We start from the raw sequence: 24,882 nt of genomic DNA on the forward strand, positions 1-24,882 counted from the left end.
CTCAGGTTCTGAAAAGCTTGAAGATCGGCTCCCTTCCCCCTCGCCCCCTTGGGGGAGAGGGTTGGGGTGAGGGGGTAGGATTTACAAGACGCTGCAAATCACCAATCTTTCCCAACAAAAAGCCCCGCATCTGCGGGGCTTTTTTATTTACGCGGCAGACTTGGCCTTGATCTTCTTCAGCTCTTCATCCCGCAACTCGCGGCGCAGGATCTTGCCGACGTTGGTGGTCGGCAGCGCATCGCGGAATTCCACCGAGCGCGGCACCTTGTAGCCGGTGACGTTGGCGCGCATGTGGTCCATGACCTGCTCTTTGGTCAGGGTCACGCCCGGTTTGGCGACGATGAAAATCTTGATCGCCTCGCCCGATTTCTCATCCGGCACACCGATCGCCGCGCACTGCAGCACGCCCGGCAAAGTCGCCAGCACGTCTTCCAGTTCGTTTGGATAGACGTTGAAGCCAGACACCAGAATCATGTCTTTCTTGCGATCGACGATGCGCATGTAGCCGTCCGGCTGGATCAGCGCGATGTCACCGGTTTTCAACCAACCGTCGCTGTCGAGCATTTCATCGGTGGCTTCCTGACGCTGCCAGTAGCCCTTCATCACTTGCGGGCCTTTGACGCACAGCTCGCCGATTTCGCCCAGCGGCTGCTCGACACCGGCATCGTCGATGACTTTGCACAGGGTCGACGGCACCGGAATGCCGATGGTGCCAATCTGGATGTGCTGGATCGGGTTGACCGTGGCCACCGGGCTGGTTTCGGTCATGCCGTAGCCTTCGCAGATGGCGCAACCGGTCACGGCTTTCCAGCGCTCGGCCGCCGCCAGTTGCAGGGCCATGCCGCCGGACAGGGTGACTTTCAGCGCGGAGAAATCCAGCTTGCGGAAACCTTCGTTGTTGCACAGCGCCACGAACAGCGTGTTCAGACCGACGAAACCGCTGAACTTCCACTTCGACAGTTCCTTGACCATCGCCGGCAGGTCGCGCGGGTTGCTGATCAGGATGTTGTGGTTGCCGATCAGCATCATCGCCATGCAATGAAAGGTGAACGCATAGATGTGGTACAGCGGCAGCGGCGTGATCAGGATCTCGCAGCCTTCGTTGAGGTTGGAGCCCATCAGCGCCTTGCATTGCAGCATGTTGGCGACCAGGTTGCGGTGCGTGAGCATCGCGCCCTTGGCCACACCGGTAGTGCCGCCGGTGTATTGCAGCACCGCGACATCGCCGCTGTCCGGATTGGCTTCGGCCACTGGCTGGCCGTGGCCCTTGCTCAGAACGTCGTTGAACTTGATGGCTTTGGGCAGGTGATAGGCCGGGACCATTTTCTTCACGTACTTGATGACGCTGTTGATCAGCAGGCGCTTGATCGGCGGCAGCAGGTCGGCGACTTCGGTGACGATGACGTGCTTGACGCCGGTCTTCGGCACCACGGCTTCGGCCAGGTGCGCCATGTTCGCCAGGCACACCAAGGCTTTGGCGCCGGAGTCGTTGAATTGGTGTTCCATTTCCCGCGCGGTGTACAGCGGGTTGGTGTTGACCACGATCAGCCCGGCGCGAATGGCACCGAAGACCGCGACCGGGTACTGGAGGACGTTGGGCAGTTGCACGGCGATTCGATCACCGGGCTGCAAGTCGGTATGCTGTTGCAGATACGCGGCAAAGGCACCGGACAGCTCGTACAGCTCACCGTAGGTGATTGTCTTGCCGAGGTTGCTGAAAGCCGGTTTGTTGGCGAAGCGTTGGCAGGATTGCTTCAACACTGCCTGAATGTTCGGATACTCGTCTGGATTGATCTCGGCTGCGATTCCAGCCGGGTACTTATCCTTCCAAAAGTCTTCGATCATGGAAGCCCACTCCTCAGCAACGCGAATTCTTCACCGCATTTGATGCGATTATTATTGGTGTGTGTTTTGTATTGGTGAATCCGGCGTTTTACAGGCCGAGAAGTCACAAAGCGCGCCGAGAGTAGCAGCTTTGCCAAGGGTCGACCAGAGCCAAAAGAGGCCCCTACAGTCATATTGATGACTCAAGACTTGCCAGCGGTCATTTTAGAGCAAAAATCCTATTACCCTGTGAAAGCACCGTAGTCATGGGGTGTAAAAGCAAAAGATCGCAGCCTTCGGCAGCTCCTACATTTGGAATGCGTATCCTGTAGGAGCTGCCGAAGGCTGCGATCTTTTCGCTTGTAACCCTTATGCGATATCCCGCAACTCGCGCCGCAGAATTTTCCCTACAGGCGTCATCGGCAACGACTCACGCAATACGATGTGTTTCGGCACCTTGTAGGCCGTGAAATTCTCTTTGCAGTAAGCCTTCAGCTCTTCCAGGCTGACCCCGCTCTCCCGCGCTACCACAAACAGCTTCACCGCCTCCCCCGAACGTTCGTCCGGCACGCCGATCACCGCGCAGTTGGCGACTTTCGGGTGAGCCATGACCACGTCTTCGATTTCGTTGGGGTACACGTTGAAGCCGGAGACAATGATCATGTCCTTCTTGCGATCGACGATGCGCACGAAACCGTCCGGGTCGATCACGGCGATGTCGCCGGACTTGAACCAGCCCTCGGCGTCCAGCACTTCGGCGGTGGCTTCGGGTTTGTTCCAGTAGCCCTTCATGATCTGCGGGCCTTTGATGCACAGCTCGCCGCGTTCGCCCAGTGGCTGTTCGACGCCGTCATCGTTGATGATCTTCACCAGCGTGCCCGGCACCGGCAGGCCGACAGTGCCCAGGCGCGACTGATCGCCGTAAGGATTGGTGCACGCCACTGGCGAGGTTTCGGTCAGGCCGTAGCCTTCGGTGATGCGGCAACCGGTCATCTGCTCCCAGCGCTCGGCGGTGGCTTTGACCAGCGCGGTGCCGCCGGAATTGGTCAGTTTCAGGCTGGAGAAATCCAGCGTCTTGAAGTCAGGGTGATCCATCAGCGCGACGAACAAGGTGTTCAAACCCAGCAGCGCCGAGAAGCGCCAGTTCTTCAGTTCCTTGATGAAGCCGGCGATGTCACGCGGATTGGAGATCAACACGTTGTGGTTGCCCGAGACCATCATGCACATGCAATTCGCGGTGAAGGCATAGATGTGGTACAGCGGCAGCGGCGCAATCATCACTTCCTGGCCTTCGCGCAACAGCGGCTGACCGTCCGGGCCGAGCTGAGCCAGACAGGCGCGCACCTGCTGCATGTTCGCCACCAGATTGCCGTGGGTGAGCATCGCGCCCTTGGCCAGGCCGGTGGTGCCGCCGGTGTATTGCAGCACGGCGATGTCATCGAGGCCGACGCTCAGCGGCTTGATACCCAGACCGCGCCCCATGCGCAGCGCGCTTTTGAACGAGGTCGCTTGCGGCAGCGAATACTCGGGAACCAGTTTCTTCACTTTGCTGACCACGGTGTTGACCAGCCAGCCTTTAGCGGTGGGCATCAGGTCGCCCATCTTCGCTTCGATCAGGTATTGAATATCCGTGTCGGGCAGCACTTCCTGGACTTTCTGCCCGAACAGATTCAGGTAGACCAGCGCGCGTGCGCCGGAATCCTTGAACTGGTGGCGCATCTCGCGCGGCGTATAGAGCGGGTTGGTGTTGACCACGATCAGCCCGGCGCGCAGCGCGCCGAACACGGCAATCGGATAATGCAGGACGTTGGGCATCTGCACCGCAATGCGATCCCCCGGCACCAGATCGGTATGGGCCTGCAGGTAACCGGCGAACGCCGCACTCTGGCGTTCGAGTTCGGCGTAGGTCAGGGTGATGCCCATGCTGCTGAACGCCGGGCGGTCAGCGAATTTCTTGCAGGAACGCTCAAACACTTCGATGACCGACTTGAACTCGCCCATGTCGATGTCCAGCGGTACGCCGGCCGGGCGTTTGTCATTCCAGAAATCAGGTTGCATTGTTCTTGTCCTCTTTACCTGAGCCGATCCGGGAGCCGCTTTCTGTCGTTTCTGCTTCGTCCATGGAAGGCGAAAAGCACAAAGCGGAGCTTCACGGACACTAGCAGCTATGGCCATTGAGGCAAATATGACGCAAGCCCTCATTGATCCCGTGAATCTTCCAGCCGTGGCGTGAGCTGATCAGACGCGCTATACACTGTGGCGATGCTGAGCAAAGGAATCGCCATGACCCACGACACCTTCTGGCTGGACGCGAGTGACCGCAGCCGCCTGTACGTCAACCGCTGGCTACCGGCCACGCCATTGAAAGCGGTGATTCTGCTGGCCCATGGCATGGCCGAACACAGCGCTCGCTACGCTCGACTCGCCGACACGTTTTGCGACAAAGACTATGGCGTGTACGCCCCGGATCTGCGCGGCCATGGTCGCACCGCCGACAACGGCACCCTTGGTCATTTCGCTGATGACGATGGCTGGTGCAAGGTGGTTGGCGATCTGGCCAGCCTCAACCAGCACATCGGCCAGCAACATCCCGGCGTGCCGATCATCCTCCTCGGCCACAGCATGGGCAGCTACATCGCCCAGTGCTATTTGCTGCACCACAGCGCCAGTCTGCACGGGGCGATTCTCAGCGGCTCGAATTATCAGCCTGTGACCCTCTATCGCATGGCTCGACAGATTGCCCGGCTGGAAAAACTGCGCCAAGGCGGCAAGGGCCGCAGTGCGTTGATCGAGTGGCTGTCGTTCGGCTCGTTCAACAATAAATTCAAACCGGTGCGCACCCGTTTCGACTGGCTGAGCCGTGATCCGGCCGAAGTCGACAAGTACGCCGCCGACCCGTTGTGCGGCTTTCGCTGCACCAATCAGCTGTGGATCGACCTGCTCGGCGGCTTGCAGCAAATCAGCAAAGCGTCCAATCTCGCGCAGATCGACCCGGGCCTGCCGCTGCTGGTGATTGGCGGCGAATGTGATCCGGTGAGCGAGGGCAAGCGTCTGACAGATCTGGCCAATGCCTTGCGCAGGGCCGGCAGCCAGCATCTGCAACTGAAGATCTACCCGCAGGCCCGGCACGAATTGTTCAATGAAAGCAATCGCGACGAAGTGACCGCCGATGTGCTCGCCTGGATCGACCAGGCCTTGAGCCATCCGCGCCCGCAGCGCAGCGAATAAATTTTTTGTGGATTGACTGAAATCCATCACAGGAATCGAAACCGATGACCCAGGTTACCAACATCCCTTACGAAGCCCTCGAAGTCGGCCAGACCGCCAGCTACAGCAAGACTGTCGAAGAGCGCGACATTCAGCTGTTCGCGGCGATGTCGGGCGACCACAACCCGGTGCATCTGGACGCCGAGTTTGCCGCCGCCAGCATGTTCAAGGAACGCATCGCCCACGGCATGTTCAGCGGTGCGCTGATCAGCGCCGCCGTTGCCTGCGAATTGCCTGGGCCGGGCACTATTTATATCGGTCAGCAGATGAGCTTTCAGAAGCCGGTGAAGATCGGCGACACGCTGACGGTGCGCCTGGAGATTCTGGAGAAACTGCCGAAATTCCGCGTGCGCATTGCCACTCGCGTATTCAATCAGCGTGATGAGTTGGTGGTGGATGGTGAAGCGGAGATTCTCGCGCCGCGCAAACAGCAGACGGTGACGTTGCCAACTTTGCCGGCTATCAGTATCGGTTGATCGAAAAGATCGCAGCCTGCGGCAGCTCCTACTTTGGAATTCATTCCCCTGTAGGAGCTGCCGCAGGCTGCGATCTTTGCTTTCCAGACGCGCACAAAAAAACGCCAGACAAGCTGGCGTTTTTTTTCAGCCGACTAACTCTTACGAGTTCGCACGAGCCTGGTTACGCAGGGCTTTCACCTGGTCGTGGTTGCGTTGTACGCCGTGATATTGGCGTTCAACCAGATCACGAATACCTACCAGGTTGTGCTTGGTGATTTTCTCCAAGGCTTCTTTGTAGGCCTTCAGCGCATGGTCTTCACCGCGCTCGGCTTCGTTCAGCACAGCCTCTTCGTCTTTTCCGGTGAACATGGATTTGACGTCGACCCAGCGACGGTGCAGATCACCGGCAACGCTAGTCGAGGTCTCTGGATCACCGCCCAGCGAACGCACCTGAGCCTGCAGCTCGGCAGCTGCGGTAGCGCAGTCGGCGGAGCGCTGCACGAACAGGGTTTTCAGTTCCGGGTGCTTGATGTCTTCGGCGCAAGTCTTGAACCCTTCCTGACCGTCCTTGCAGGTTTCAATCAGGTCGTTGAGTACAGAAATGGCTTCTTTATTCATGTCGGTCATTTTTCAATTCCTTGCGATGGGTTGAAGATGCAAGGGATATTGCAGTGAGCGTGCCAGCTTTTTGATCGAATAAAAAACCTTTACTTTCAATAACTTACAAAAGATTGAACCATCTGTATGCTGGTTTTTTGCATGATCTGTCATTTGGCCTGCATGCAGAATGCCTGTATTTTCCAGGCTGTGATGTGAATCGATGAAGCGTGCTGATGAATCCGGAAAAACTCGAACTGCTGATCACCCGCGAAATGCCCTTCGGCAAGTACAAAGGGCGGATCATTGCCGACCTGCCTGGCCCCTATCTGAACTGGTTTGCCCGTGAAGGCTTTCCCCACGGTGAACTCGGTGGTCTGCTGGCGCTGATGCAGGAGATCGACCACAACGGCCTGTCCGACCTGCTCGAGCCGCTGCGCGCCAAACACGGCAAACCCGCCCCGCGCCACTGACGCGCCCTTCCCTCTTGAGCCTTGCCGACCATGCCTGACAACACCCGCCGCGCCCGTGACGAAGCCTTCTGGCAAACCTTTGCCGACCGATACGATGTGCAGCCCGGCCCGGTCAATCTGGAAAACGGTTACTTCGGGCGCATGTCGCGCACGGTGATCGAGGAGTACCAGCGCAATATCGAGCTGATCAACGCCAGCAACTCGATTTATGCACGCCAGCGCTTTGAACAGCACGACAACCTCGAAATCCGCGCGCAACTGGCCGAACTGATTGGCGTGCGCGCGCAAAGCGTGGCCCTGACCCGCAATGCCACCGAAGGCCTGCAATCGCTGATCCGCAATTACAATCGTCTGCAACCGGGTGATCAGGTACTGATCTGCGACCTCGAGTACGACACGGTCAAGGGCGCCATGCGCTGGCTGGCGAAGCAGCGTGGCGTGGAGGTCATCGAAATTGCCCACCACCATCCCGCCAGTTTCGACAGCCTGCTCGAAACCTACCGCGAGGCGTTCGTCCGCCATCCAAAACTCAAACTGATGGCCCTGACCCACGTCACCCATCGCACCGGCCTGGTCATGCCGGTGCAGGCCATCGCCGCGCTGGCCAAAGAGCATGGCGTCGACATCATCCTCGACGGTGCCCACGCCCTCGGCCAGATTGAATTCGACCTGCAAGCGTTGGGCATCGCTTTCGCCGGTTACAACCTGCATAAATGGATCGGCGCACCGCTGACCCTCGGCTTTATCTATATTGCCCCGCAGCGTCTCGCCGACATCGATCCTGACATGGGCGAGATGCATTACCCGGTCAGCGATATTCGCGCGCGGACCTCGTACAGCACGCCGAACATCCCGGCACTGATGACCTTGCCGCTGGTGTTCGAAGAGCACGACGCGCTCGGCGGCGCCGCAGCCAAAAGCCCACGCCTGAGTTACCTGCGCAACCTGTGGGTCAGCCGGGTCCGGCACCTGCCGGGCATCGAGGTGCTGACGCCGGACGACCCGCAACTGTATTGCGGGATCACCGCGCTGCGCTTCACCCGGCATGCCGATCAGCAGGCCATGGCCGAGCGTCTGCTCAGAGAATTCAACCTGTTCACCGTGGTGCGCACCGGCGCCGCGTGCGGGCCGTGCATTCGCATTACCCCGGGGCTGACCACCACGGCTGGCGAGATGGAGCAGTTGGTCCACGCATTGAACGAGCTGCGCTAGAACGGCGCTCCGGAGTTTTTTTCGTAGCCTTCCAGGCCAAGTTGCGACGACACGGCAAAGGTGTCGATGCCGAGGGTCTGGCAGGCGAAAGCACCGTCTTCAAGATCCGCGCCGGCGATCGGCTGCAACACCAACTGCAAGGCGTCCTCGGCGGCACCTTCACAGCCGCAGCGGCCTGGGACGTGCAAGGTGCCGGCCCAGGCCTCGTGGTGAGCTTGCGCTCCTGCTTCGTCGCCGGGAATGAATACGTTCAGCTTCAGGCAAGCAGCGCCGTGCGCCAGTCGGTCCGGATAGACACTGGTGAAACGGACGATGCCATGGCTGTCGGTCGATTGACTGCCGCCCAGGCTGGTGTCGCCATCGACACGCTGTTGGATGCGCACCAGCGCGCCGATGACCGGCTCGCTGGTCATCGCATCGACCAGCGACAGACGCAGGATCAGCGGCAGGCCTTCGACCCCCTGGCTGATATTGCGCACTTGGGAATCGACTGCGGGGCGGCCGAGGGGAAGTTGCTTCGGTTGATAAGGAGATTGTGGCGTAAGGGTCAGAGACTGAAGGTCGTCCATGAGGCGTTCTCTCTTCCATAAGATGAACGCAGGTTAACCCCGTGAAAAAGACAGCGTGCAGTAACTATGTATCGCCGCATGTATCGACAGCTTTTTTCAGCGCAAAAAAAGGTGCGCCGACCAAGCGCACCATAAAGCCGTAAAGCACACAACGAAGTGTCGGGTAACAATCAGTCCAGCAGCGCCAGGGCCTCGGCGGTGCATTCCTGAATGCGGGCCCAGTCGCCGTTCTTGATCCACTCCGGATCAAGCATCCAGCTACCGCCCACGCACATGACGTTTTTCAGCGCCATGTAGCTCTTGATATTGGCCGGGCCGACGCCGCCAGTCGGGCAGAATTTCACTTCGCCGAACGGGCCGCCGAGCGCCTTGATTGCCGCCACGCCACCGCTGACTTCCGCCGGGAACAGCTTGAAGCGGCGATAGCCCAGACCGTAGCCTTCCATGATCCCCGAGGCATTGCTGATGCCCGGCAACAGCGGAATCGGGCTGTCGACGCTGGCTTCGAGCAGGTCGCGGGTGATGCCCGGGGTGACGATGAACTGCGAGCCTGCCGCTTCCGCCGCTGCGAGCATGTTGCGGTCGAGCACGGTGCCGGCACCGGTCATCAGCTCCGGGCGCTGTTCGCGCAGGATCTGAATGGCCTTGAGGCCGAACTGCGAACGCAGGGTCACTTCCAGCGCAGTCAGGCCACCGGCGGCGAGGGCGTCGGCCAGTGGCAGCACGTCCTGTTCGCGGGCGATGGTGATCACTGGCAGGATCCGCGCCTTGGCGCAGAGACTGTCGATCAGGGCAACTTTGTCCGCCATGGAAACGGTCGGGGATGGGGTTGTCATAGCGGCTGTTCCTTGGCTCATGGGCACCAGTAAATCTCTAACGTAGGTTGCAGAAACGCGCGCACCGGCATGGCCGCGACGTCATCGGATGCCAGCGCGGCATTCAGGGTGGTCAGTTTCGATTGACCGGAAATCGACAGAATCTTGTGCCTGGCCGAGGCCAGCAGCGCGCGACTCATGGTCAGGCGCTGACGTGGCACGCTGGGTGCCAGCATCGGCCAGCAACGGCGCGTGCCATCGGCTTGCAGGGCTTCGGCGAGGTTCGGGCTGTCGGGGAACAGCGATGCGGTGTGACCGTCATCGCCCATGCCCAATACCAGCACGTCGATCGGCGGCAATTCCGCGAGCAAGCGATCAGCCTGTTCAGCAGCCTGCTCGACGTTGGCCGCCGCGCTGTAGAGGCTGAGGAACTGTGCCTTGGCTGCCGGGCCTTTGAGCAGATACTGCTTGAGCAGACCGGCATTGCTGTCGGCGTGTTCGACCGGCACCCAACGCTCGTCAGCGAGGGTCACAACGACCTTCGACCAGTCCAGCTCCTGCTTGGCCAGGTGCTGGAAAAACGCAACCGGACTGCGCCCGCCGGACACCACCAGCACCGCGTTGCCGCGCGCCGCAATGGCGTCGCTCAGTTGCTTGGCAACGTTCAGCGCCAGGCCTTCGGCGAGCAGCACCGGGCTGTTGAATTCGCGGGCAGTCACGCCCGTCGGCAGTTGCACATCAGATATCGCCATACCACGACCTCCCGTCCCGCGTGATCAAAGCAATGGAGCTCATCGGCCCCCACGACCCGGCCGCATACGGCTTGGGCGCGTCACCGGATTTCTTCCACCCGGCGATCAGCTGGTCACACCACTTCCACGCGGCTTCGATTTCATCTTTACGGACAAACAGGTTCTGATTGCCGTTCATCACTTCCAGCAACAACCGCTCGTAGGCATCGGGGATCCGCGCGCTACGCCAGGTGTCGGAGAAATTCAGTTGCAGCGGGCCGCTGCGCAGTTGCATGCCCTTGTCCAGGCCCTGCTCTTTGGTCATCACGCGCAAGGAAATGCCTTCGTCCGGTTGCAGGCGGATGATCAGTTTGTTGCTGATCTGCAGGCGCTGCTCCGGGGCGAAGATGTAGTGCGAGGGTTCCTTGAAGTGGATGACGATCTGCGACAGCTTTTGCGGCATGCGCTTGCCGGTACGCAGGTAGAACGGCACGCCGGCCCAGCGCCAGTTGCGGATGTCGGCACGCAGGGCGACGAAGGTTTCGGTGTCACTCTGGGTATTGGAATTCGGTTCTTCGAGGTAACCCGGTACGGATTTACCTTCGCTGTGGCCGGCGATGTACTGGCCGCGCACCACTTGTGTGGTCAGGCCTTCCGGACTGATCGGCGCCAGCGCCTTGAGCACTTTTACCTTTTCGTCACGGATGCTGTCGGCGGACAGGTCGGCCGGCGGGTCCATGGCAATCAGGCAGAGCAGCTGCAACAGGTGATTCTGGATCATGTCGCGCAGTTGGCCGGCCTTGTCGAAATAGCCCCAGCGGCCTTCGATGCCGACCTTCTCGGCCACGGTGATTTCCACGTGGGAGATGTAATTCTGGTTCCACTGGGTTTCGAACAGGCTGTTGGCGAAACGCAGGGCGATCAGGTTCTGAACGGTCTCTTTGCCCAGATAGTGGTCGATGCGGTAGGTGCGGTCTTCCGGGAAGAACTGCGCTACTGCGTCGTTGACCTTGCGCGAGGACTCCAGGTCAGAGCCGATCGGTTTTTCCAGCACTACACGGGTATTTTCGGCCAGACCGACTTTCTCGAGGTTCTCGCAGATAGCGCCGTACACCGCCGCCGGGGTGGCGAAGTAGGCAATCATGCGCTGACCGCTGCCGGCCAGTTCCGCCAGCGCCACGTAATCCTCAGCCTTGAGGAAGTCGACGTGCAGATAGGTCAGGCGCGCGAGGAAGCGCTCGGCCACGGTTTCGTTCAGCTCTTTGCCGACATAACGGCGCAATTCGGCGGCGATGAACGCCATGTGCTGCTGCTCGCTGCCGGGCTCACGGGCCAGCGCGATGATGCGCGTGTCCTCGTGCAGCAGGTCGGCACCGTCTAGGTGATACAGGGCAGGAAACAGCTTGCGCAGGGCCAGATCGCCAAGCGCGCCGAACAAGGCAAAGGTGCACGGTTCAACCGTAATGGAAGGCATGATGTTTGTTCTTTTATCAAGTTAAGCTACAAATACCTTTTTTCAAGGCATCACTCAAGGGAAAATGTAGTAATAACCACAACATTTTCGCAGAATACTCAATCCGAGTGGTGGTCGCCCGGACGCATCAGTAGGATAGGCCACCGTCACGGGCCATATCAAAGGCCCAATTTGCATAGCCCGACGCAACTCTGCGTCGGTGAATCAGGAATTCCATATGGACCGCGTGCGAAATTTACTGGAACAGATCCAGAGTCGCCTTGAAGAGCTGAACAAGGCCGAACGTAAGGTCGCCGAGGTGATTCTGCTCAATCCGCAGCAGGCCACCCGCTTCAGCATCGCCGCCCTCGCCCAGGCCGCCTCGGTGAGCGAACCGACGGTCAACCGTTTCTGCCGCTCGTTCGGTGTCAGCGGCTACCCCGAACTCAAGCTGCAATTGGCCCAGAGCCTGGCCAGTGGCGCGGCGTATGTCAGCCGAGCGGTCGAGGCCGATGACAATCCCGAGGCGTACACGCAGAAGATCTTCGGCAGCGCCATCGCTTCCCTGGACAGTGCTTGCCAGGCGCTCGACCCGAACCTGATCAGCCGCGCCGTCGACCTGTTGATCCAGGCTCGGCAGATCCACTTCTTCGGCCTCGGCGCCTCTGCCCCGGTAGCGCTGGATGCGCAGCACAAGTTCTTCCGCTTCAACCTCGCCGTCACTGCCCACGCCGATGTGCTGATGCAGCGGATGATTGCCTCGGTGGCGCACACCGGCGAGCTGTTCGTGATCATTTCCTACACCGGGCGTACCCGCGAACTGGTGGAAGTGGCGCGAATCGCCCGGGAGAACGGCGCTTCGGTTTTGGGCCTGACAGCGGAGAATTCACCGCTGGCCAAGGCCAGTACTTTGAGCCTGAACATTCCGCTGCCGGAAGACACCGACATTTATATGCCGATGACCTCGCGGATCATTCAGTTGACGGTGCTGGATGTGCTGGCAACGGGAATGACCTTGCGCCGTGGCGTGGATTTCCAGCCGCATCTGCGCAAGATCAAAGAGAGCTTGAATGCGAGCCGGTATCCGGTTGGGGATGAATTCAACTAAAGATCAAAAGCCCCCTCACTGTAGAGACCGGTACATCCTTTACAAATTAGACCGGGGACATCGTTTACACCTTTACAGGCTTGCTACGCGTTTAGCACCGCGTTCAAGCCTGCCTAAACAGTGGCTGCAAAGGTACAGCTCCCAAGCGTCGTCAGCCACTTCCTTCAGCGCGATGTCCTCTCCAATCAAAGCCTCTCCAAGAAAAATCAGCTGTCCTTTCCATTTGATTTCGCCATTTGACCGAACCTTGCGTACTTCAACATCAGAGCCGTATTCAAGCGCAGGCAAGTAACCGGGATATGCACGTACCGATGGGCTATAGACAGAAGCCGGCGGTTTCATGCCCAGCGCGGTGTGCGGTCGGTGGTGGTTGAAGTCCTGGACAAAATCCTGAAAAGCCAGCTGTTGGCGCACCAGGTTTTCTGCCGGTGGCACTGCTGCCTTTAGCGTTCGATGCATCCGTTCATGTCGACCATTTTGGTCGGGACGGCCAGGCGTAATCGTTTCGACATGGATTCCAAGCCTGATGAACCAAACCGATAACTTCGAAAGTCGCGCCAGACCTGTCGACGCGAAAGGAGCGCCATTGTCAGTGCGGATCACATCCGGCAGCCCATATTCTCGAAAAGCCCACTCAAAGCCTTCCCGCGTCGGCGCCCCGTGCGTACTGGGCAAAGCGCGACAGACGAATAAAAAGCGGCTCATCTGATCGGTAATGGTCAGCGGATAGCACCAATTACCGTCCTGCATTTTGAACTGCCCTTTGTAATCAGCACACCAAGTCTGGTTGGGCGCGTCGACCGGACGCAAATGCGTCGGAGCACGGGGACGTGGGGGATAAGGTCGTCGCGCCATGACCAAACCAGCTTTCTTCAACCATTCTCCGGCAGTACTCGCCGCCGGCCACTGGATATGCGGATCAGAAACGCGCAGGCGATCAATGATCTGCTTGGGCCCCCGATCGGGATGTTCATTTTTCTTGGCCAGCAACTTGGCGATGATTTCATCGGAAGTTTGATGAGGGCAGTTCAGCGGCTTGCGCGACTGCTCTTTCAAGCCATCAACGCCCAACGCTGCGTATCGTTCCAACCACTTGTCGATGGTGGGACGGCTGACGTCATACCGCCGGCTTAGCTGGCTTTTGGTGTAGCTGCCGCCGAGCCAATCGCTGATTAACTTCACTCGTTGATCCATTGGGGACTCTTGTTTCCAGGGCATGGTCAGCACCTCCTGACCATCATTGATACCTGTAAACCATGTCCCCGGTCTCAAACGTAAAGGATGTATCCGGTCTTTACCCACCCCAGCCCTCTCCCGGAGGGAGAGGGAGCCGACCGAGGTGTCTTGCGCGGTACATCGACCTGAAATATCCAGTCGATTATGGATTCAGAACTTCACTTTCACGTCGGCGTAATTCTTGAGCATCCCCCATTCGGTCCCCTCTCCCTCTGGGAGAGGGCTAGGGTGAGGGTATCGGTGTACTTGACGCACTAAGCCGCCGCCCACGCCTGCAAGCTCAAATGCGCCTTCTCCCCCGGCGCCAGATGCAGACTGTCCGTGCCGCCCGCCGCTGCTTCCACGCAGACGAACTCGGAAATCTCGTCCCAACTTACCCCCAGTAACGGCCGCGCGCCGGGATGCCAGACGACGGTGTCGCCGCTGTCACCGGTATCGATGCACAACTCGCGCTGCCAGGCGTGATCCTTGAGCTGCAATTCGCCGTCATGCTGAAACACCCGCTGACAGCCGCCATCGACCCGCAATTCACCCTCCTGCTGGCAAACCTGGCGATTCAACTGGTCATAACCCTGAGCGCCTTCGAGGCCAGACAGCGCTATCTCACCAACATCGCCTATACGCCAGTAAGCGTGCAAAGCCTGGCTCAACTGGCACGGCATGTCGTCCTGATGCTCGGTGCTCAGGCGTAATTCCATGCGTTCGCCCAGGTGCGCGTGCAAGTCGACCTGCCAATCGCACAGCTGCAATTGCCAGTGCAGGCGCACGCCGTCTTCGGCGCTGCTGCTGTCGAGCAGTTTCCAGTCGAGCAGTCGCGCCCAACCATGGGACGGCCAGGCATTTTCGCTCGGATGACGGCCATACCACGGCCAGCACACCGGCACGCCACCGCGAATCGCGCCGACATGCGGCCACTTCGCCGCGCACCACAACCACGGCTTCTGCCCACGCGGCTGAAAGTGCAGCAACTGCGCGCCCTGACGACTGAACACCGCCTGACACAGCGGATGATCGATCACCAACACGTCGCGCATCTGATAGCGCTCCCAGGCGAACACCGGTCGCTCGCGCAGGGATTTGAAGAAGCGTTGCAGCGGATGCTCATGCATTGGCTACGGTCCTGAAAATCATGGGGTATTCATCAATCCAAAAGTCTTGCATAGCACTTTGTGGCGAGGGGATTTATCCCCGATTGGCTGCGCAGCAGTCATGAAACCAGCGGATGCAGTCTGTCAGTGATATCGCGATTGCAGTGTTTGGGGCTGCTTCGCAGCCCAGCGGGGCGGTGCGACGTTTCGCTAAATCCCCTCGCCACAAAAAACTCTCCAGCCACAAAAAATCATCAAGCAACACATCTGACCTGTGTCACAAAAAAAAGCGGACAGCCTGGGCTGTCCGCAAAATGCGCACATAGAGAGGAGCTTATCGCAGACGCGTTAGAACGTTGACTGAATTTTCAGGCCAGCGACCAAAGCGTTATCGACTTCATCCACACCGCCCGGATGGGTGATGTATTGCAGGTTGGGACGCACGGTCAGCCAGTTAGTGACGTGGATGCCGTAGTTGAGCTCGTAGTTGTACTCGGTCTCACGAATCGGCGAGAACGCGGCGTTGTCGTAGTCGGACACACCGTTGGCAGCGTTCAGCAGTTCAGCGTTGCGCTTGACGTCCTTGTTGACGTGGATACGCGCCGCGCCGATACCGATGTCATCCTTCGGACGCGCGTCGAACGGGCCTTTGTAGACAAACATCACCGACTGGTAGTTGTCGATGAAGTTGGTGTCCTTGTCGTGGAAGGTCGCGTTGGCGGCGATGTTCAGACCGCGAGTCGCATCACCGTTGTGGCTGGTGAGTTGCTGTTGCGCAACGAACCAGTAACCGCTTTTGCTGTTGTGCGACTTGTAGTCATCACCGGTGGTTGCCGCATCGAGACCGTTGACGTCTTCGCGAACGTCGTCGGCATCGGCCGTGCTCTTGTAGTAACCGACGCGGTATTCGCCCGGCAGGCTGTTGACCTTCGGCGACCAGACCAATTCAACCGGCAGCACGGTACCTTTGGTGCCGCTGCCGCTGAGCTTGAAGCCGTTGCCGTGTTCCAGTTGCGACGGGTTCTGGTTGTACGCACCGATCTGCGCGTAGAGCTCGTCGTTGATGTTGTACTTCACACGAATCGCGGCCTGGCTGACGGGCCAGTTGTACCAGATGTTGGTCGCCCAGTTACCCACTTGCGAACCGCAGAACGCCAGGTTCTGGAAGTCGCACGGGAAGGTGTTGAAGTCTTCGCCTTCGCCGAAGTAACCGGCCTTGACGTCGAGCTTGTTGTCGAAGAACTGGTGCTGAATCCACAGTTGGGTCAGACGCACCATGTGGCCACGGCCGTAGACTTCCTGCGAGGAGCTGAGGGTGCCGGCACGCGGATCGCCAACGCGGTCGTTGGAGATGTTGTAGCCGTTACGATTGGTCAGCTGGATCTTCGCCTGGGTGTTGTCCCAGCCCCACAGCTTCTGCAGGTCGAGGGCCACGCCCAGACCGAACTGGTCGGCGTAACGCGCAGTCTTGTCGTCGTTGTAACCGCCGTTCAGGTTGGCGCCCATCTCGCCAACGTAGTCGGCCTTGATGTCGATACCCTGCTCGATCAGCTTGGTGCGCTCGCCGCCCCAGTCGCCGGTCATCCACTTGGAGTCGGAGCTGAACGCATCCGCCGCCATCGCATTACCGGCCAGCACCAGTGCAGCTGCCGCAGAAACCTGGCAGATCAACCGGGCATTGACGTGTTTCTTTTTCATCCCTACATCCTCGTCTTTATTGTTATTAACTGTTTTTATCTAACGCGGTTTACATAAAGTGCAGTGCTCGACAGGCCGGGCACTGCTTGCCCCCTGTGGGAGCGAGCCTGCTCGCGAATGCGGTGTATCAGGCGACATCAATGCTGGATGTCAGACCGCTTTCGCGAGCAGGCTCGCTCCCACATTTTGTACTTCAGCGGCCTTTGAACTGCGCCACATTCGCCGACCGGGTCTCTGTCTGCACCTGGCCCGCAACGCCCAGACGCTCGCCGGTATTGGCGTCGAACAACAACACTTTCGATGGATCGAACTGCAGCGTCAGGCTTTCGCCCACCTGCGGTGCCACGTCCGGCGCCAGTCGGCAGCAGACCTTGGTGTCATTCAGATTGACGAACACCAGCGTGTCCGGACCGGTCGGTTCAGTGACCTGCACTTCGGCACGGATGCTCGGCAGACCATTGCCCTCGCCATTCGCCAGAACAATCTGCTCCGGGCGCAGGCCGAGGATTACTTCGCGATCTTCGAGGCCGGCGTCCTGCATGCTCATCGGCAATTCGCAACGCGCCTGACCGCTGTCGAGCAGCGCCAGCAGGCGACCGTCCTTGCGCTGCAAGCGCAGGGGGATGAAGTTCATCGGTGGCGAACCGATGAAGCTCGCCACGAACAGGTTGGCCGGGTCGTTGTAGATGTCTTTCGGCGTGCCGAACTGCTGAATGATGCCGTCCTTCATCACCGCCACCTTGTCGCCCAGGGTCATCGCTTCGATCTGGTCGTGGGTCACGTAGACCGTGGTGGTTTTCAGACGCTGGTGCATCAGTTTCATTTCGGTACGCATCTCGACGCGCAGCTTGGCGTCGAGGTTCGACAGCGGTTCGTCGAACAGGTAGATCTTCGGCCGCCGCGCCAGAGCACGGCCCATCGCCACGCGCTGTTGCTGACCACCGGAGAGCTGGCCCGGCTTGCGATTGAGCAGGTGTTCGATCTGCAACAGCTTGGCGACGCGGGCGACTTCTTCGTCGATCGCCGCTTGAGGCATCTTGCGGATCTTCAGGCCGAACTCGATGTTCTCGCGCACGCTCATGGTCGGGTACAGCGCGTAGGACTGAAACACCATGGCGATGTCGCGATCCTTGGGGCTCATGCCGCTGACGTCCTGATCACCGATCATGATCGCGCCGCCGGTGATGGTTTCCAGACCGGCGATGCAGTTCATCAAGGTCGATTTGCCGCAGCCCGACGGGCCGACGAGGATCAGGAATTCACCGTCCTTGATCGACAGTTCGATGTTCTTCAGGGTGTCCGGCAGGCCGGCCCCGTAGGTCTTGTTTACGTTGCGAAGTTCAAGCGTAGCCATGATTACCCCTTGACCGCGCCGGCCGTCAGCCCGCGCACGAAATACTTGCCTGCGACCACATAGACCAGCAGGGTCGGCAGGCCGGCGATCATCGCCGCTGCCATATCCACGTTGTATTCCTTGGCGCCGGTGCTGGTGTTGACCAGGTTATTGAGCGCCACGGTGATCGGTTGCGAATCACCGCTGGAGAACACCACACCGAACAGGAAGTCGTTCCAGATCTGGGTGAACTGCCAGATCAGGCAGACCATGATGATCGGCGTCGACATCGGCAGAATGATGCGGCGGAAAATCGTGAAGAAACCCGCGCCATCCAGACGCGCAGCCTTGACCAGCGCATCGGGAATGCTCACGTAGTAGTTGCGGAAAAACAGTGTGGTGAACGCCAGACCGTAGACCACGTGAACGAAGACCAGGCCGGTGGTGGTGCTCGCCAGGCCCATCTTGCCGAGGGTGAACGAGGCCGGCAGCAGCACGGTCTGGAACGGCAGGAAGCAGCCGAACAGCAGCAGACCGAAGAACAACTGCGAACCACGGAAGCGCCACATCGACAGCACGTAACCGTTCAACGCACCGATCGCGGTGGAGATGATGACGGCCGGTACGGTGATCTTGATCGAGTTCCAGAAGTAGCCGTCAACCGTGGCCCAGGCCTTGACCCAGCCGATGCCGCTGACCACGGTCGGCCAGCTCAGCAGGTTGCCGGTGCTGATGTCTTCCGGGGTCTTGAAGCTGGTCAGCAACATCACCACCAGCGGCACCAGATACAGAAACACCGCAAGGATCAGCACCGCGTAGATTGCGATGCGGCTCAAGCTGATAGCGGGTTTGGCAGCAAGACTAGTCATGACGCTTGGTCCTCAGCTCGGAATACAGGTAAGGCACGATGATCGCGAGGATCGCACCGAGCATCAGAATCGCACTGGCCGAGCCCATGCCCATCTGGCCGCGACTGAAGGTGAAGGAATACATGAACATCGCTGGCAGGTCGGAGGAATAACCCGGACCGCCGGCGGTCATTGCCGCAACCAGGTCGAAGCTCTTGATCGCGATGTGCGCGAGGATCATCACGGCACTGAAGAACACCGGACGCAGGCTTGGCAGCACGACTTTCCAGTAGATGCGCGGCATGCTCGCGCCGTCGATCTGCGCGGCACGGATGATCGATTGATCGACGCCACGCAGGCCGGCGAGAAACATCGCCATGATGAAGCCCGAGGCTTGCCACACAGCGGCGATCACCAGGCAGTAGACCACGCGATCGGGATCGATCAGCCAGTCCAGACGGAAGCCTTCCCAGCCCCAGTCACGCAACAATTTGTCCAGGCCCATGCCCGGGTTGAGCAGCCATTTCCACGCGGTACCGGTGACGATCATCGAGAGCGCCATCGGGTACAGGTAAATGGTGCGGATAAAGCCTTCGCGACGGATGCGCTGGTCGAGGAACACCGCCAGCAACACGCCGATCACCAGGGTAATGCCGATGAACATGCCGCCGAACACGGCGAGGTTCTTGCTCGCCACCCACCAGCGATCGTTGTCGAACAACCGCGCGTATTGCGCCAGACCGGCCCACTTGTAGTTGGGCAGGAAAGTCGAGGTGGTGAACGACAGAATGAACGTCCACAGGATGTAGCCATAGAAGCCCACCAGCACGATGAACATGCTCGGCGCCAGCACCAGTTTCGGTAGCCAGCGCTGCAATGCATCGAACGGCGAGGCCTTGCTGAACACAGCAACAGAACTCATGAGCAAATCCAGAAAAGAAAGAGAAGAACAGCTGCAAGCTGCAAGCTACAAGACCAGCAGCGCGCAAGCCTTTAACTTGCAGCTTGAAGCTTGCAGCTCGCCGTCAAGGCGCCTATTTGGCCGACTGAACCGCCGCGCCGAGTTTCTTCGCCGCATCGGCCGGGTCGGCTTTCGGGTCGTTGATGTAGTTGGTGACTACGTCAAAGAACGCGCCCTGCACGGCCAGCGTGGTCGCCATGTTGTGCGCCATGCTTGGTTGCAGGCCGCCGGACTTGGCGTCCGCGAGGAAGTCCTTGGCAGCGGTCTGTGCGCAGGAGTCGAAGCCGAGCTTGTCCATGTTGTTCAACATGTCGTTGCGCACCGGGATCGAGCCTTTGTTGATGCTGAAGACTTTCTGGAAGTTCTCACCCAGCACGACTTTGGCGATGTCCTGCTGACCGGCCGCAGTGCCTGCGTCCTTCTGCTTGAACACGGCCAGCGAGTCGATGTTGTAGGTGAACGCCTTGTCGGTGCCCGGGAACGCTACGCACTCGTAGTCCTTGCCGGCGACTTTCTTCGCGGCGGTCCATTCGGACTTGGCCCAGTCACCCATGATCTGCATGCCGGCCTTGCCGTTGATGACCTTGGCCGCTTCGAGGTTCCAGTCCTGGCCTTTGCCGTCCGCGTCCATGTAGGTCGCGACTTTCTTCAGCTCAGTGAGCGCCTTGACCATTTCCGGGCCGGTCAGCGCTTTGTTGTCGAGATCAACCAGGGCTTTCTTGTAGCCATCCACGCCCATGACCGAGAGCACCACGGCTTCGAACACGGTGCTGTCCTGCCAAGGCTGACCGCCGTGGGCGAGCGGAATGAAGCCCGCCGCTTTCAGCTTGTCGCCGGCTGCGTAGAACTCTTCGAGGGTGGTCGGATTCTTGGTGATGCCGGCTTTCTTGAAGACTTCCGGGTTGATCCACAGCCAGTTCACGCGGTGAATGTTCACCGGCACGGCCACGTAATCACCGTCGTACTTCACGGTATCGGAGACTTTCTTGTCGAGCAGGCTGTCCCACTTTTCCGACTTGGCGACGTCTTTCAAAACGTCGGTGTCGAGCAGGCCGGTCGACGCCCATTCCTGGATGTCCGGGCCTTTGATCTGCGCTACGCCTGGCGGGTTGCCGGCAACGGCACGGCTTTTCAGCACGGTCATGGCAGTCGCACCGCCACCACCGGCAACAGCGCCGTCCTTCCAGGTGAAACCGTCTTTTTCGACTTGGGCCTTGAGCACATCGACAGCGGCTTTTTCGCCACCGGAAGTCCACCAGTGCACGACTTCGACCGAACCTTTGGAATCGGCGGCGGAGACACTGAGCGGCAGGATTGCGAGCGGGAACAGGGAGGCGACAGAAATGACAGTAGCGAGGCGAGAAATCGCATTCATTCGAGATGTACCTTTCTTGTTGTTATGCATTGCAAGTCTGGTGCTTGCGCTGCACGGAGTTTAAACAGAGCGTTTCGCTTCGCAGGTAACGAAGGGACGCGTAAATGTCACGATATGGTTACACAGCAACAGGCCGGGACGACTGCGCCAAAGCCGTGGCCATGCTTGGCGCCAGCGGCAATCGCGGAATCAGCACAGCCTGCCAGGCGTGATACAGATCAGGCTTGCCCGGCCAGATATCGGCACTCGGCACATTCTGCGGATTGAGTTCGTGGTACCAGCTGCCGTTGCAACGGTCGATGAAATTCGTCTCACAGAATTCCCAGAACAGTCGGTACCAGGTTTCGTATTGCGCATCGCCGGTGCGTTTGAGCAAAGCGCTGGCGGCGGCGCTGGCTTCGGCGTGCGTCCAGTGCAGGCGATGGCGAACGACGGCCTGGTTATCCCAGTCGAGGGTGTAGACGATGCCCGGCGCGCCATCGATATTCCAGCCGTGGCGGCAATTGTTTTCGAAGAGTTTTTGCGCATCGAGGGCCAGCCAGCCCGGCGTGAGCATGCCGGCCTGCACTCGCGCGGCTTCAAGGTGCAGGAGCAAGCGCGCCCATTCGAAACCGTGGCCCGGCGTGGTGCCGTAAGGACGGAAACCGTCGGCGGGGTTGTCGTGGTTGTATTCGCGCAGCGGTTGCCAGTCGCGATCGAAGTGTTCGATGACCATGTAATCGTTGGCTGCAGCGTGGCCATGGATCACCCGCTCGACGATGCGCTGGGCGCGCACCAGCCAGCGCGGATCTTCGGTGACATCGGCCAGCGCGAGGAATGCTTCGGTCGCGTGCATGTTGCTGTTGGCGCCGCGATAGGCTTCTTCTTCGCTCCAGTCGCGGTTGAAGAATTCGCGCATGGCGCCCTCTTCTTCGCTCCAGAAATAAGTGTCGATGATGTCGATTGCGTCATCGAGCAAAGCCTGGGCGCCGGGCCGTTGCGCGACCGCGGCGGAGCTGGCGGCGAGTGCGACAAAGGCGTGCAGATAGGCGTTCTTGCCGGTGTTGTCGTCGCGGTGTTCGGCAACTGCAAACCAGCCACCGTGCAGCGCGTCACGCAGCGGCCCGCGCAACGCGGCGATACCGTGGTCGACCAGTTCGGCAAATCCCGGCAGGCCCTGAATGTGCGCCATGGCGAAGCTGTGGGTCATGCGCGCGGTGTTCATGGTCTCGGCTTGTGCGTGCGCAGGCAAACGGCCGCGTTCGTCGAGGTTGCCGAAGCCTTCGGGCAGTCGTGATGCCTTGGCGAAATCCAGCAGACGCAGGCCTTCGGCGGCTAGCCATTGCTGGTGGGCAGGGGCGTTCAGCCAACTGCTGAAGTCTGGGTGAAAGGTGTCCATGGCGTGACCCTTTTTTGTTGTTAGGACTGCGGGCAGTCTAAACAACGGGCCAGGGCGGGCTTGTAACGAAGGGGACGGGGTTTGTCACTGGCTTGTGACATTAGCAAAGCACAGTCAAAAGATCGCAGCCTTCGGCAGCTCCTACATGGAAACGCATTCCAAATGCAGGAGCTACCGAAGGCTGCGATCTTTTGATCTTCAATCAACCGAACGAGGCAACTGCAACGTCACCCGCAACCCACCCTCACGCAGGTTCTGCAACGTCACCTCGCCGCCGTGGCTGTGAGCAATGTTGCGCGCAATGCCCAGACCGAGTCCGTAGCCCTGCTGCTGTCCGGCCAAACGAAAGTGCGGTTCAAACACTTGCTCCAGCCGCTGCTGCGGCACACCCGGCCCTTCATCATCGACATGCAAAACGAACGCGCTGTCATCGTCATCGATGTGCAAATGCGCGTTCTGCCCGTACTTCAAGGCGTTGTCGATCAGGTTGCCGATGCAGCGTTTGAGCGCCAGCGGTTTGCCCGGGTATGCCGACAGCGCGCGGCCATGCTGGGTGACGCGGCCATTGCCGTTCGGCGCCAGATACGGCTCGACCAGGCAATCGAGGACATGATTGAGATCCACCGGCTCGATGTTCTCGTGGATGTCGGTGTCTTTCACGCATTGCAGCGCGCCTTTGACCAGCAGCTCCAGCTCATCCAGATCGCGGCCGAACTTGGCTTGCAGCTGTTCGTCCTCGAGCAGCTCGACGCGCAAGCGCAGGCGGGTGATCGGCGTGCGCAGGTCGTGGGAAATCGCGCTGAACAACTGGCTGCGTTCGGTCAGGTAACGGCTGATGCGTTCGCGCATGGTGTTGAACGCGCGGCCGACTTCGACCACTTCACTGCCACCGCCCTCCGCCACCGGCTCGACATCGGCGCCCAGCGACAGATCCCGCGCCGCCCGCGCCAGACGCTTGAGCGGCCGGCTCTGCCAGTGCACCAGCAGGCCGATGAACAACAACAGAAAGCCGCTGGTGAGGACGATAAACCACACCTGCTGCGCCGGCAGGCCTTGTTCTTCGAGACTGGTGTACGGCTCGGGCAGCAACGAGGCGATGTACAGCCATTCGCCCGGGGCCATTTGAATCTGCGTGACCAGCACCGGCGGATTCACCGGTTCAAGCGTCAACGCGTAGTGCGCCCAGGAGCGCGGCAATTCATCAAGTTTCAAACCTGCGTTGAAAATCCGCAGGTCTTCGGGACTGACGAAGGTCACCGAAATATCCGTGTCATGGCCCAGAGACTGGCGCAGCACTTCGTCCACCGCTTGCATCACCGCAGCCTTGCGCGGCGTCACCGGCAGCACGTCCATGCCCAGCGGCTTGTCGTTCAGCGTCACGACAAACCGGGTGCCGCCCATGCTGCGCAACTGGTCGAGCACCAGCGGTCGGTAGGCCACCGGCAGGGAACGGAAATAGCTGACGCTGGCGGTCATCGAATGGGCCAGGCTACGGGCACTGGTGACCAGGCCTTCGAGCTGGGTAGCGCGCAACTGCGAGACCCAGATCACGCTCGACAGCGTCTGCGCGAACAGCACCGCCAGCAGGGTCAGCAGCAGCATCCGCCCGAGCAGTGAGCGCGGCACCGGTATGCGACTGGCGAATTTGCCCAGCGACTCAGTGAGCATTGCCGGCAACCACATTGGCTGCCAACTGATAGCCGCTGCCGCGCACGGTGCGGATCAACCGTGGCGGTTTTTCGGTGTCGCGCAAGCGTTGACGCAAACGGCTGACGGCCATGTCGACAATGCGATCGAGCGGCATCAGATCGCGGCCACGGGTGGCGTTGCCGATGGTGTCGCGGTCGAGGATTTGCTGCGGATGATCGAGGAACAGTTTCAGCAGAGCGAAATCGGCGCCGGAAAGAATCACTTCCTCGCCGTCGGTGTGGAACAGCCGATGGCTGACCGTGTCCAGGCGCCAGTCGTCGAAGGCCAGCACTTCGCTGCCGCTGCGTTCGTGGGCGAACTGTGCGCGGCGCAGCAGGGCCTTGATCCGCGCTTGCAGTTCGCGCGGGCTGAACGGTTTGCCGAGGTAATCGTCGGCGCCGAGTTCCAGACCGATCACGCGGTCGGCTTCGTCGGAACTGGCAGTCAGCATGATGATTGGCACCTGTGCCTGACGCGGGTGCTGGCGTACCCAACGGCACAGGCTGAAGCCGTCTTCGTCGGGCAGCATGACATCGAGGATCACCAGATCGCTCGGCGCCTCGTTGAGCGCCTGACGAAAACCGGCACCATCGGCGGTGGCCCGCACCTGGAACCCGGCGCGGGTCAGGTAGGTTTCCAGCAACTCGCGTATTTCCTGGTCGTCATCGACCAACAATATCGACTTGTTGACTGAGCTCACTTCGAAGGCATCCTTGTTGTTGGAGTTGGGGCGGATTATGCCTTAAGCATCAAACTAACAAACACTACA

At 59.8% G+C, this 24,882-nt stretch carries 22 protein-coding genes; 5 read left to right on the top strand and 17 right to left on the bottom strand.

The window, feature by feature from the left end; all coding sequences use genetic code 11:
• Positions 1 to 147: 147 nt before the first annotated feature.
• Positions 148 to 1,845, bottom strand: coding sequence for a long-chain-fatty-acid--CoA ligase FadD1 (gene fadD1, locus FEE99_RS25585; protein WP_024014053.1), 1,698 nt, complete (start codon positions 1,843 to 1,845; stop codon positions 148 to 150).
• Positions 1,846 to 2,193: 348 nt separating this feature from the next.
• On the bottom strand, positions 2,194 to 3,882 hold the full coding sequence (gene fadD2 / locus FEE99_RS25590; RefSeq protein ID WP_041479185.1) for a long-chain-fatty-acid--CoA ligase FadD2: 1,689 nt from the start codon (positions 3,880 to 3,882) through the stop codon (positions 2,194 to 2,196).
• A gap of 225 nt (positions 3,883 to 4,107) precedes the next feature.
• On the opposite strand from fadD2, the gene FEE99_RS25595 reads away from it, so the two are divergent.
• The gene (locus FEE99_RS25595) at positions 4,108 to 5,052 is read left to right on the top strand and encodes an alpha/beta hydrolase (RefSeq protein ID WP_041479183.1); all 945 of its coding nucleotides are present in this window, start codon (positions 4,108 to 4,110) and stop codon (positions 5,050 to 5,052) included.
• A gap of 44 nt (positions 5,053 to 5,096) precedes the next feature.
• On the top strand, positions 5,097 to 5,567 hold the full coding sequence (locus FEE99_RS25600; RefSeq protein ID WP_003227420.1) for a MaoC family dehydratase: 471 nt from the start codon (positions 5,097 to 5,099) through the stop codon (positions 5,565 to 5,567).
• A gap of 141 nt (positions 5,568 to 5,708) precedes the next feature.
• Here FEE99_RS25600 and FEE99_RS25605 read toward each other — a convergent pair whose 3' ends face one another.
• Positions 5,709 to 6,176 (bottom strand): ferritin-like domain-containing protein, encoded by a 468-nt coding sequence (locus FEE99_RS25605; protein WP_041479181.1) that lies wholly within the window; start codon positions 6,174 to 6,176, stop codon positions 5,709 to 5,711.
• Positions 6,177 to 6,382: 206 nt separating this feature from the next.
• Between FEE99_RS25605 and FEE99_RS25610 the strand changes: the two genes are divergently transcribed.
• Together FEE99_RS25610 and FEE99_RS25615 are read left to right on the top strand one after the other, a co-directional pair.
• Positions 6,383 to 6,619 carry a DUF3820 family protein gene (locus tag FEE99_RS25610; protein WP_003227425.1) on the top strand — a complete coding sequence of 79 codons (237 nt, stop codon included), beginning with the start codon at positions 6,383 to 6,385 and terminating at the stop codon, positions 6,617 to 6,619.
• 30 nt (positions 6,620 to 6,649) lie between these two features.
• Positions 6,650 to 7,831, top strand: coding sequence for an aminotransferase class V-fold PLP-dependent enzyme (locus FEE99_RS25615; RefSeq protein ID WP_064361236.1), 1,182 nt, complete (start codon positions 6,650 to 6,652; stop codon positions 7,829 to 7,831).
• Here FEE99_RS25615 and FEE99_RS25620 read toward each other — a convergent pair.
• From FEE99_RS25620 to zwf, 4 genes are all read right to left on the bottom strand, one after another.
• Complete coding sequence (locus FEE99_RS25620) at positions 7,828 to 8,400, bottom strand: hypothetical protein (protein ID WP_041479179.1); 573 nt, start codon at positions 8,398 to 8,400, stop codon at positions 7,828 to 7,830. The genes FEE99_RS25615 and FEE99_RS25620 overlap by 4 nt on opposite strands.
• Positions 8,401 to 8,570: 170 nt before the next feature.
• Positions 8,571 to 9,236, bottom strand: coding sequence for a bifunctional 4-hydroxy-2-oxoglutarate aldolase/2-dehydro-3-deoxy-phosphogluconate aldolase (locus FEE99_RS25625; RefSeq protein WP_016773539.1), 666 nt, complete (start codon positions 9,234 to 9,236; stop codon positions 8,571 to 8,573).
• Between the two features lie 17 nt (positions 9,237 to 9,253).
• Complete coding sequence (pgl, locus tag FEE99_RS25630; RefSeq protein WP_041479176.1) at positions 9,254 to 9,967, bottom strand: 6-phosphogluconolactonase; 714 nt, start codon at positions 9,965 to 9,967, stop codon at positions 9,254 to 9,256.
• Positions 9,954 to 11,420, bottom strand: coding sequence for a glucose-6-phosphate dehydrogenase (zwf, locus tag FEE99_RS25635; RefSeq protein WP_041479174.1), 1,467 nt, complete (start codon positions 11,418 to 11,420; stop codon positions 9,954 to 9,956). Before zwf ends, pgl begins: the two co-directional genes overlap by 14 nt.
• A gap of 226 nt (positions 11,421 to 11,646) precedes the next feature.
• Here zwf and FEE99_RS25640 point away from each other — a divergent pair, with 226 nt between their 5' ends.
• Positions 11,647 to 12,507, top strand: coding sequence for a MurR/RpiR family transcriptional regulator (locus tag FEE99_RS25640; protein WP_169842436.1), 861 nt, complete (start codon positions 11,647 to 11,649; stop codon positions 12,505 to 12,507).
• A gap of 72 nt (positions 12,508 to 12,579) precedes the next feature.
• Here FEE99_RS25640 and FEE99_RS25645 read toward each other — a convergent pair whose 3' ends face one another.
• The 10 genes from FEE99_RS25645 to FEE99_RS25690 all read right to left on the bottom strand — a co-directional run bounded on the left by FEE99_RS25645 (position 12,580) and on the right by FEE99_RS25690 (position 24,813).
• A complete protein-coding gene (locus FEE99_RS25645) occupies positions 12,580 to 13,725 on the bottom strand; it encodes an IS481 family transposase (protein ID WP_041479768.1) in 1,146 nt (381 codons plus the stop codon).
• A gap of 272 nt (positions 13,726 to 13,997) precedes the next feature.
• Positions 13,998 to 14,852, bottom strand: coding sequence for a D-hexose-6-phosphate mutarotase (locus FEE99_RS25650; protein WP_039758108.1), 855 nt, complete (start codon positions 14,850 to 14,852; stop codon positions 13,998 to 14,000).
• A 327-nt stretch (positions 14,853 to 15,179) separates the two neighbouring features.
• Positions 15,180 to 16,529: a carbohydrate porin gene (locus FEE99_RS25655; RefSeq protein ID WP_016773536.1), complete on the bottom strand. Its 1,350-nt coding sequence runs from the start codon at positions 16,527 to 16,529 to the stop codon at positions 15,180 to 15,182.
• 193 nt (positions 16,530 to 16,722) lie between these two features.
• Positions 16,723 to 17,883, bottom strand: coding sequence for an ABC transporter ATP-binding protein (locus FEE99_RS25660; RefSeq protein ID WP_041479770.1), 1,161 nt, complete (start codon positions 17,881 to 17,883; stop codon positions 16,723 to 16,725).
• A gap of 2 nt (positions 17,884 to 17,885) precedes the next feature.
• Positions 17,886 to 18,731, bottom strand: a complete 846-nt coding sequence (locus tag FEE99_RS25665; protein WP_039758116.1) for a carbohydrate ABC transporter permease — start codon at positions 18,729 to 18,731, stop codon at positions 17,886 to 17,888.
• A complete protein-coding gene (locus FEE99_RS25670) occupies positions 18,724 to 19,632 on the bottom strand; it encodes a carbohydrate ABC transporter permease (RefSeq protein WP_016773533.1) in 909 nt (302 codons plus the stop codon). The genes FEE99_RS25665 and FEE99_RS25670 overlap by 8 nt, the downstream gene beginning before the upstream one ends.
• A 112-nt stretch (positions 19,633 to 19,744) precedes the next feature.
• Positions 19,745 to 21,046, bottom strand: coding sequence for an ABC transporter substrate-binding protein (locus tag FEE99_RS25675; RefSeq protein ID WP_024014061.1), 1,302 nt, complete (start codon positions 21,044 to 21,046; stop codon positions 19,745 to 19,747).
• A gap of 118 nt (positions 21,047 to 21,164) precedes the next feature.
• A complete protein-coding gene (locus tag FEE99_RS25680; RefSeq protein WP_041479771.1) occupies positions 21,165 to 22,424 on the bottom strand; it encodes a D-mannose isomerase in 1,260 nt (419 codons plus the stop codon).
• Between the two features lie 198 nt (positions 22,425 to 22,622).
• Positions 22,623 to 24,092: an ATP-binding protein gene (locus FEE99_RS25685; RefSeq protein WP_041479772.1), complete on the bottom strand. Its 1,470-nt coding sequence runs from the start codon at positions 24,090 to 24,092 to the stop codon at positions 22,623 to 22,625.
• Positions 24,082 to 24,813 carry a response regulator gene (locus tag FEE99_RS25690; protein WP_039758123.1) on the bottom strand — a complete coding sequence of 244 codons (732 nt, stop codon included), beginning with the start codon at positions 24,811 to 24,813 and terminating at the stop codon, positions 24,082 to 24,084. Before FEE99_RS25690 ends, FEE99_RS25685 begins: the two co-directional genes overlap by 11 nt.
• Positions 24,814 to 24,882 lie beyond the last annotated feature (69 nt).

This window comes from Pseudomonas sp. ef1 (assembly GCF_007293365.2).
Classification (GTDB): Bacteria; Pseudomonadota; Gammaproteobacteria; order Pseudomonadales; family Pseudomonadaceae; genus Aquipseudomonas; species Aquipseudomonas siliginis.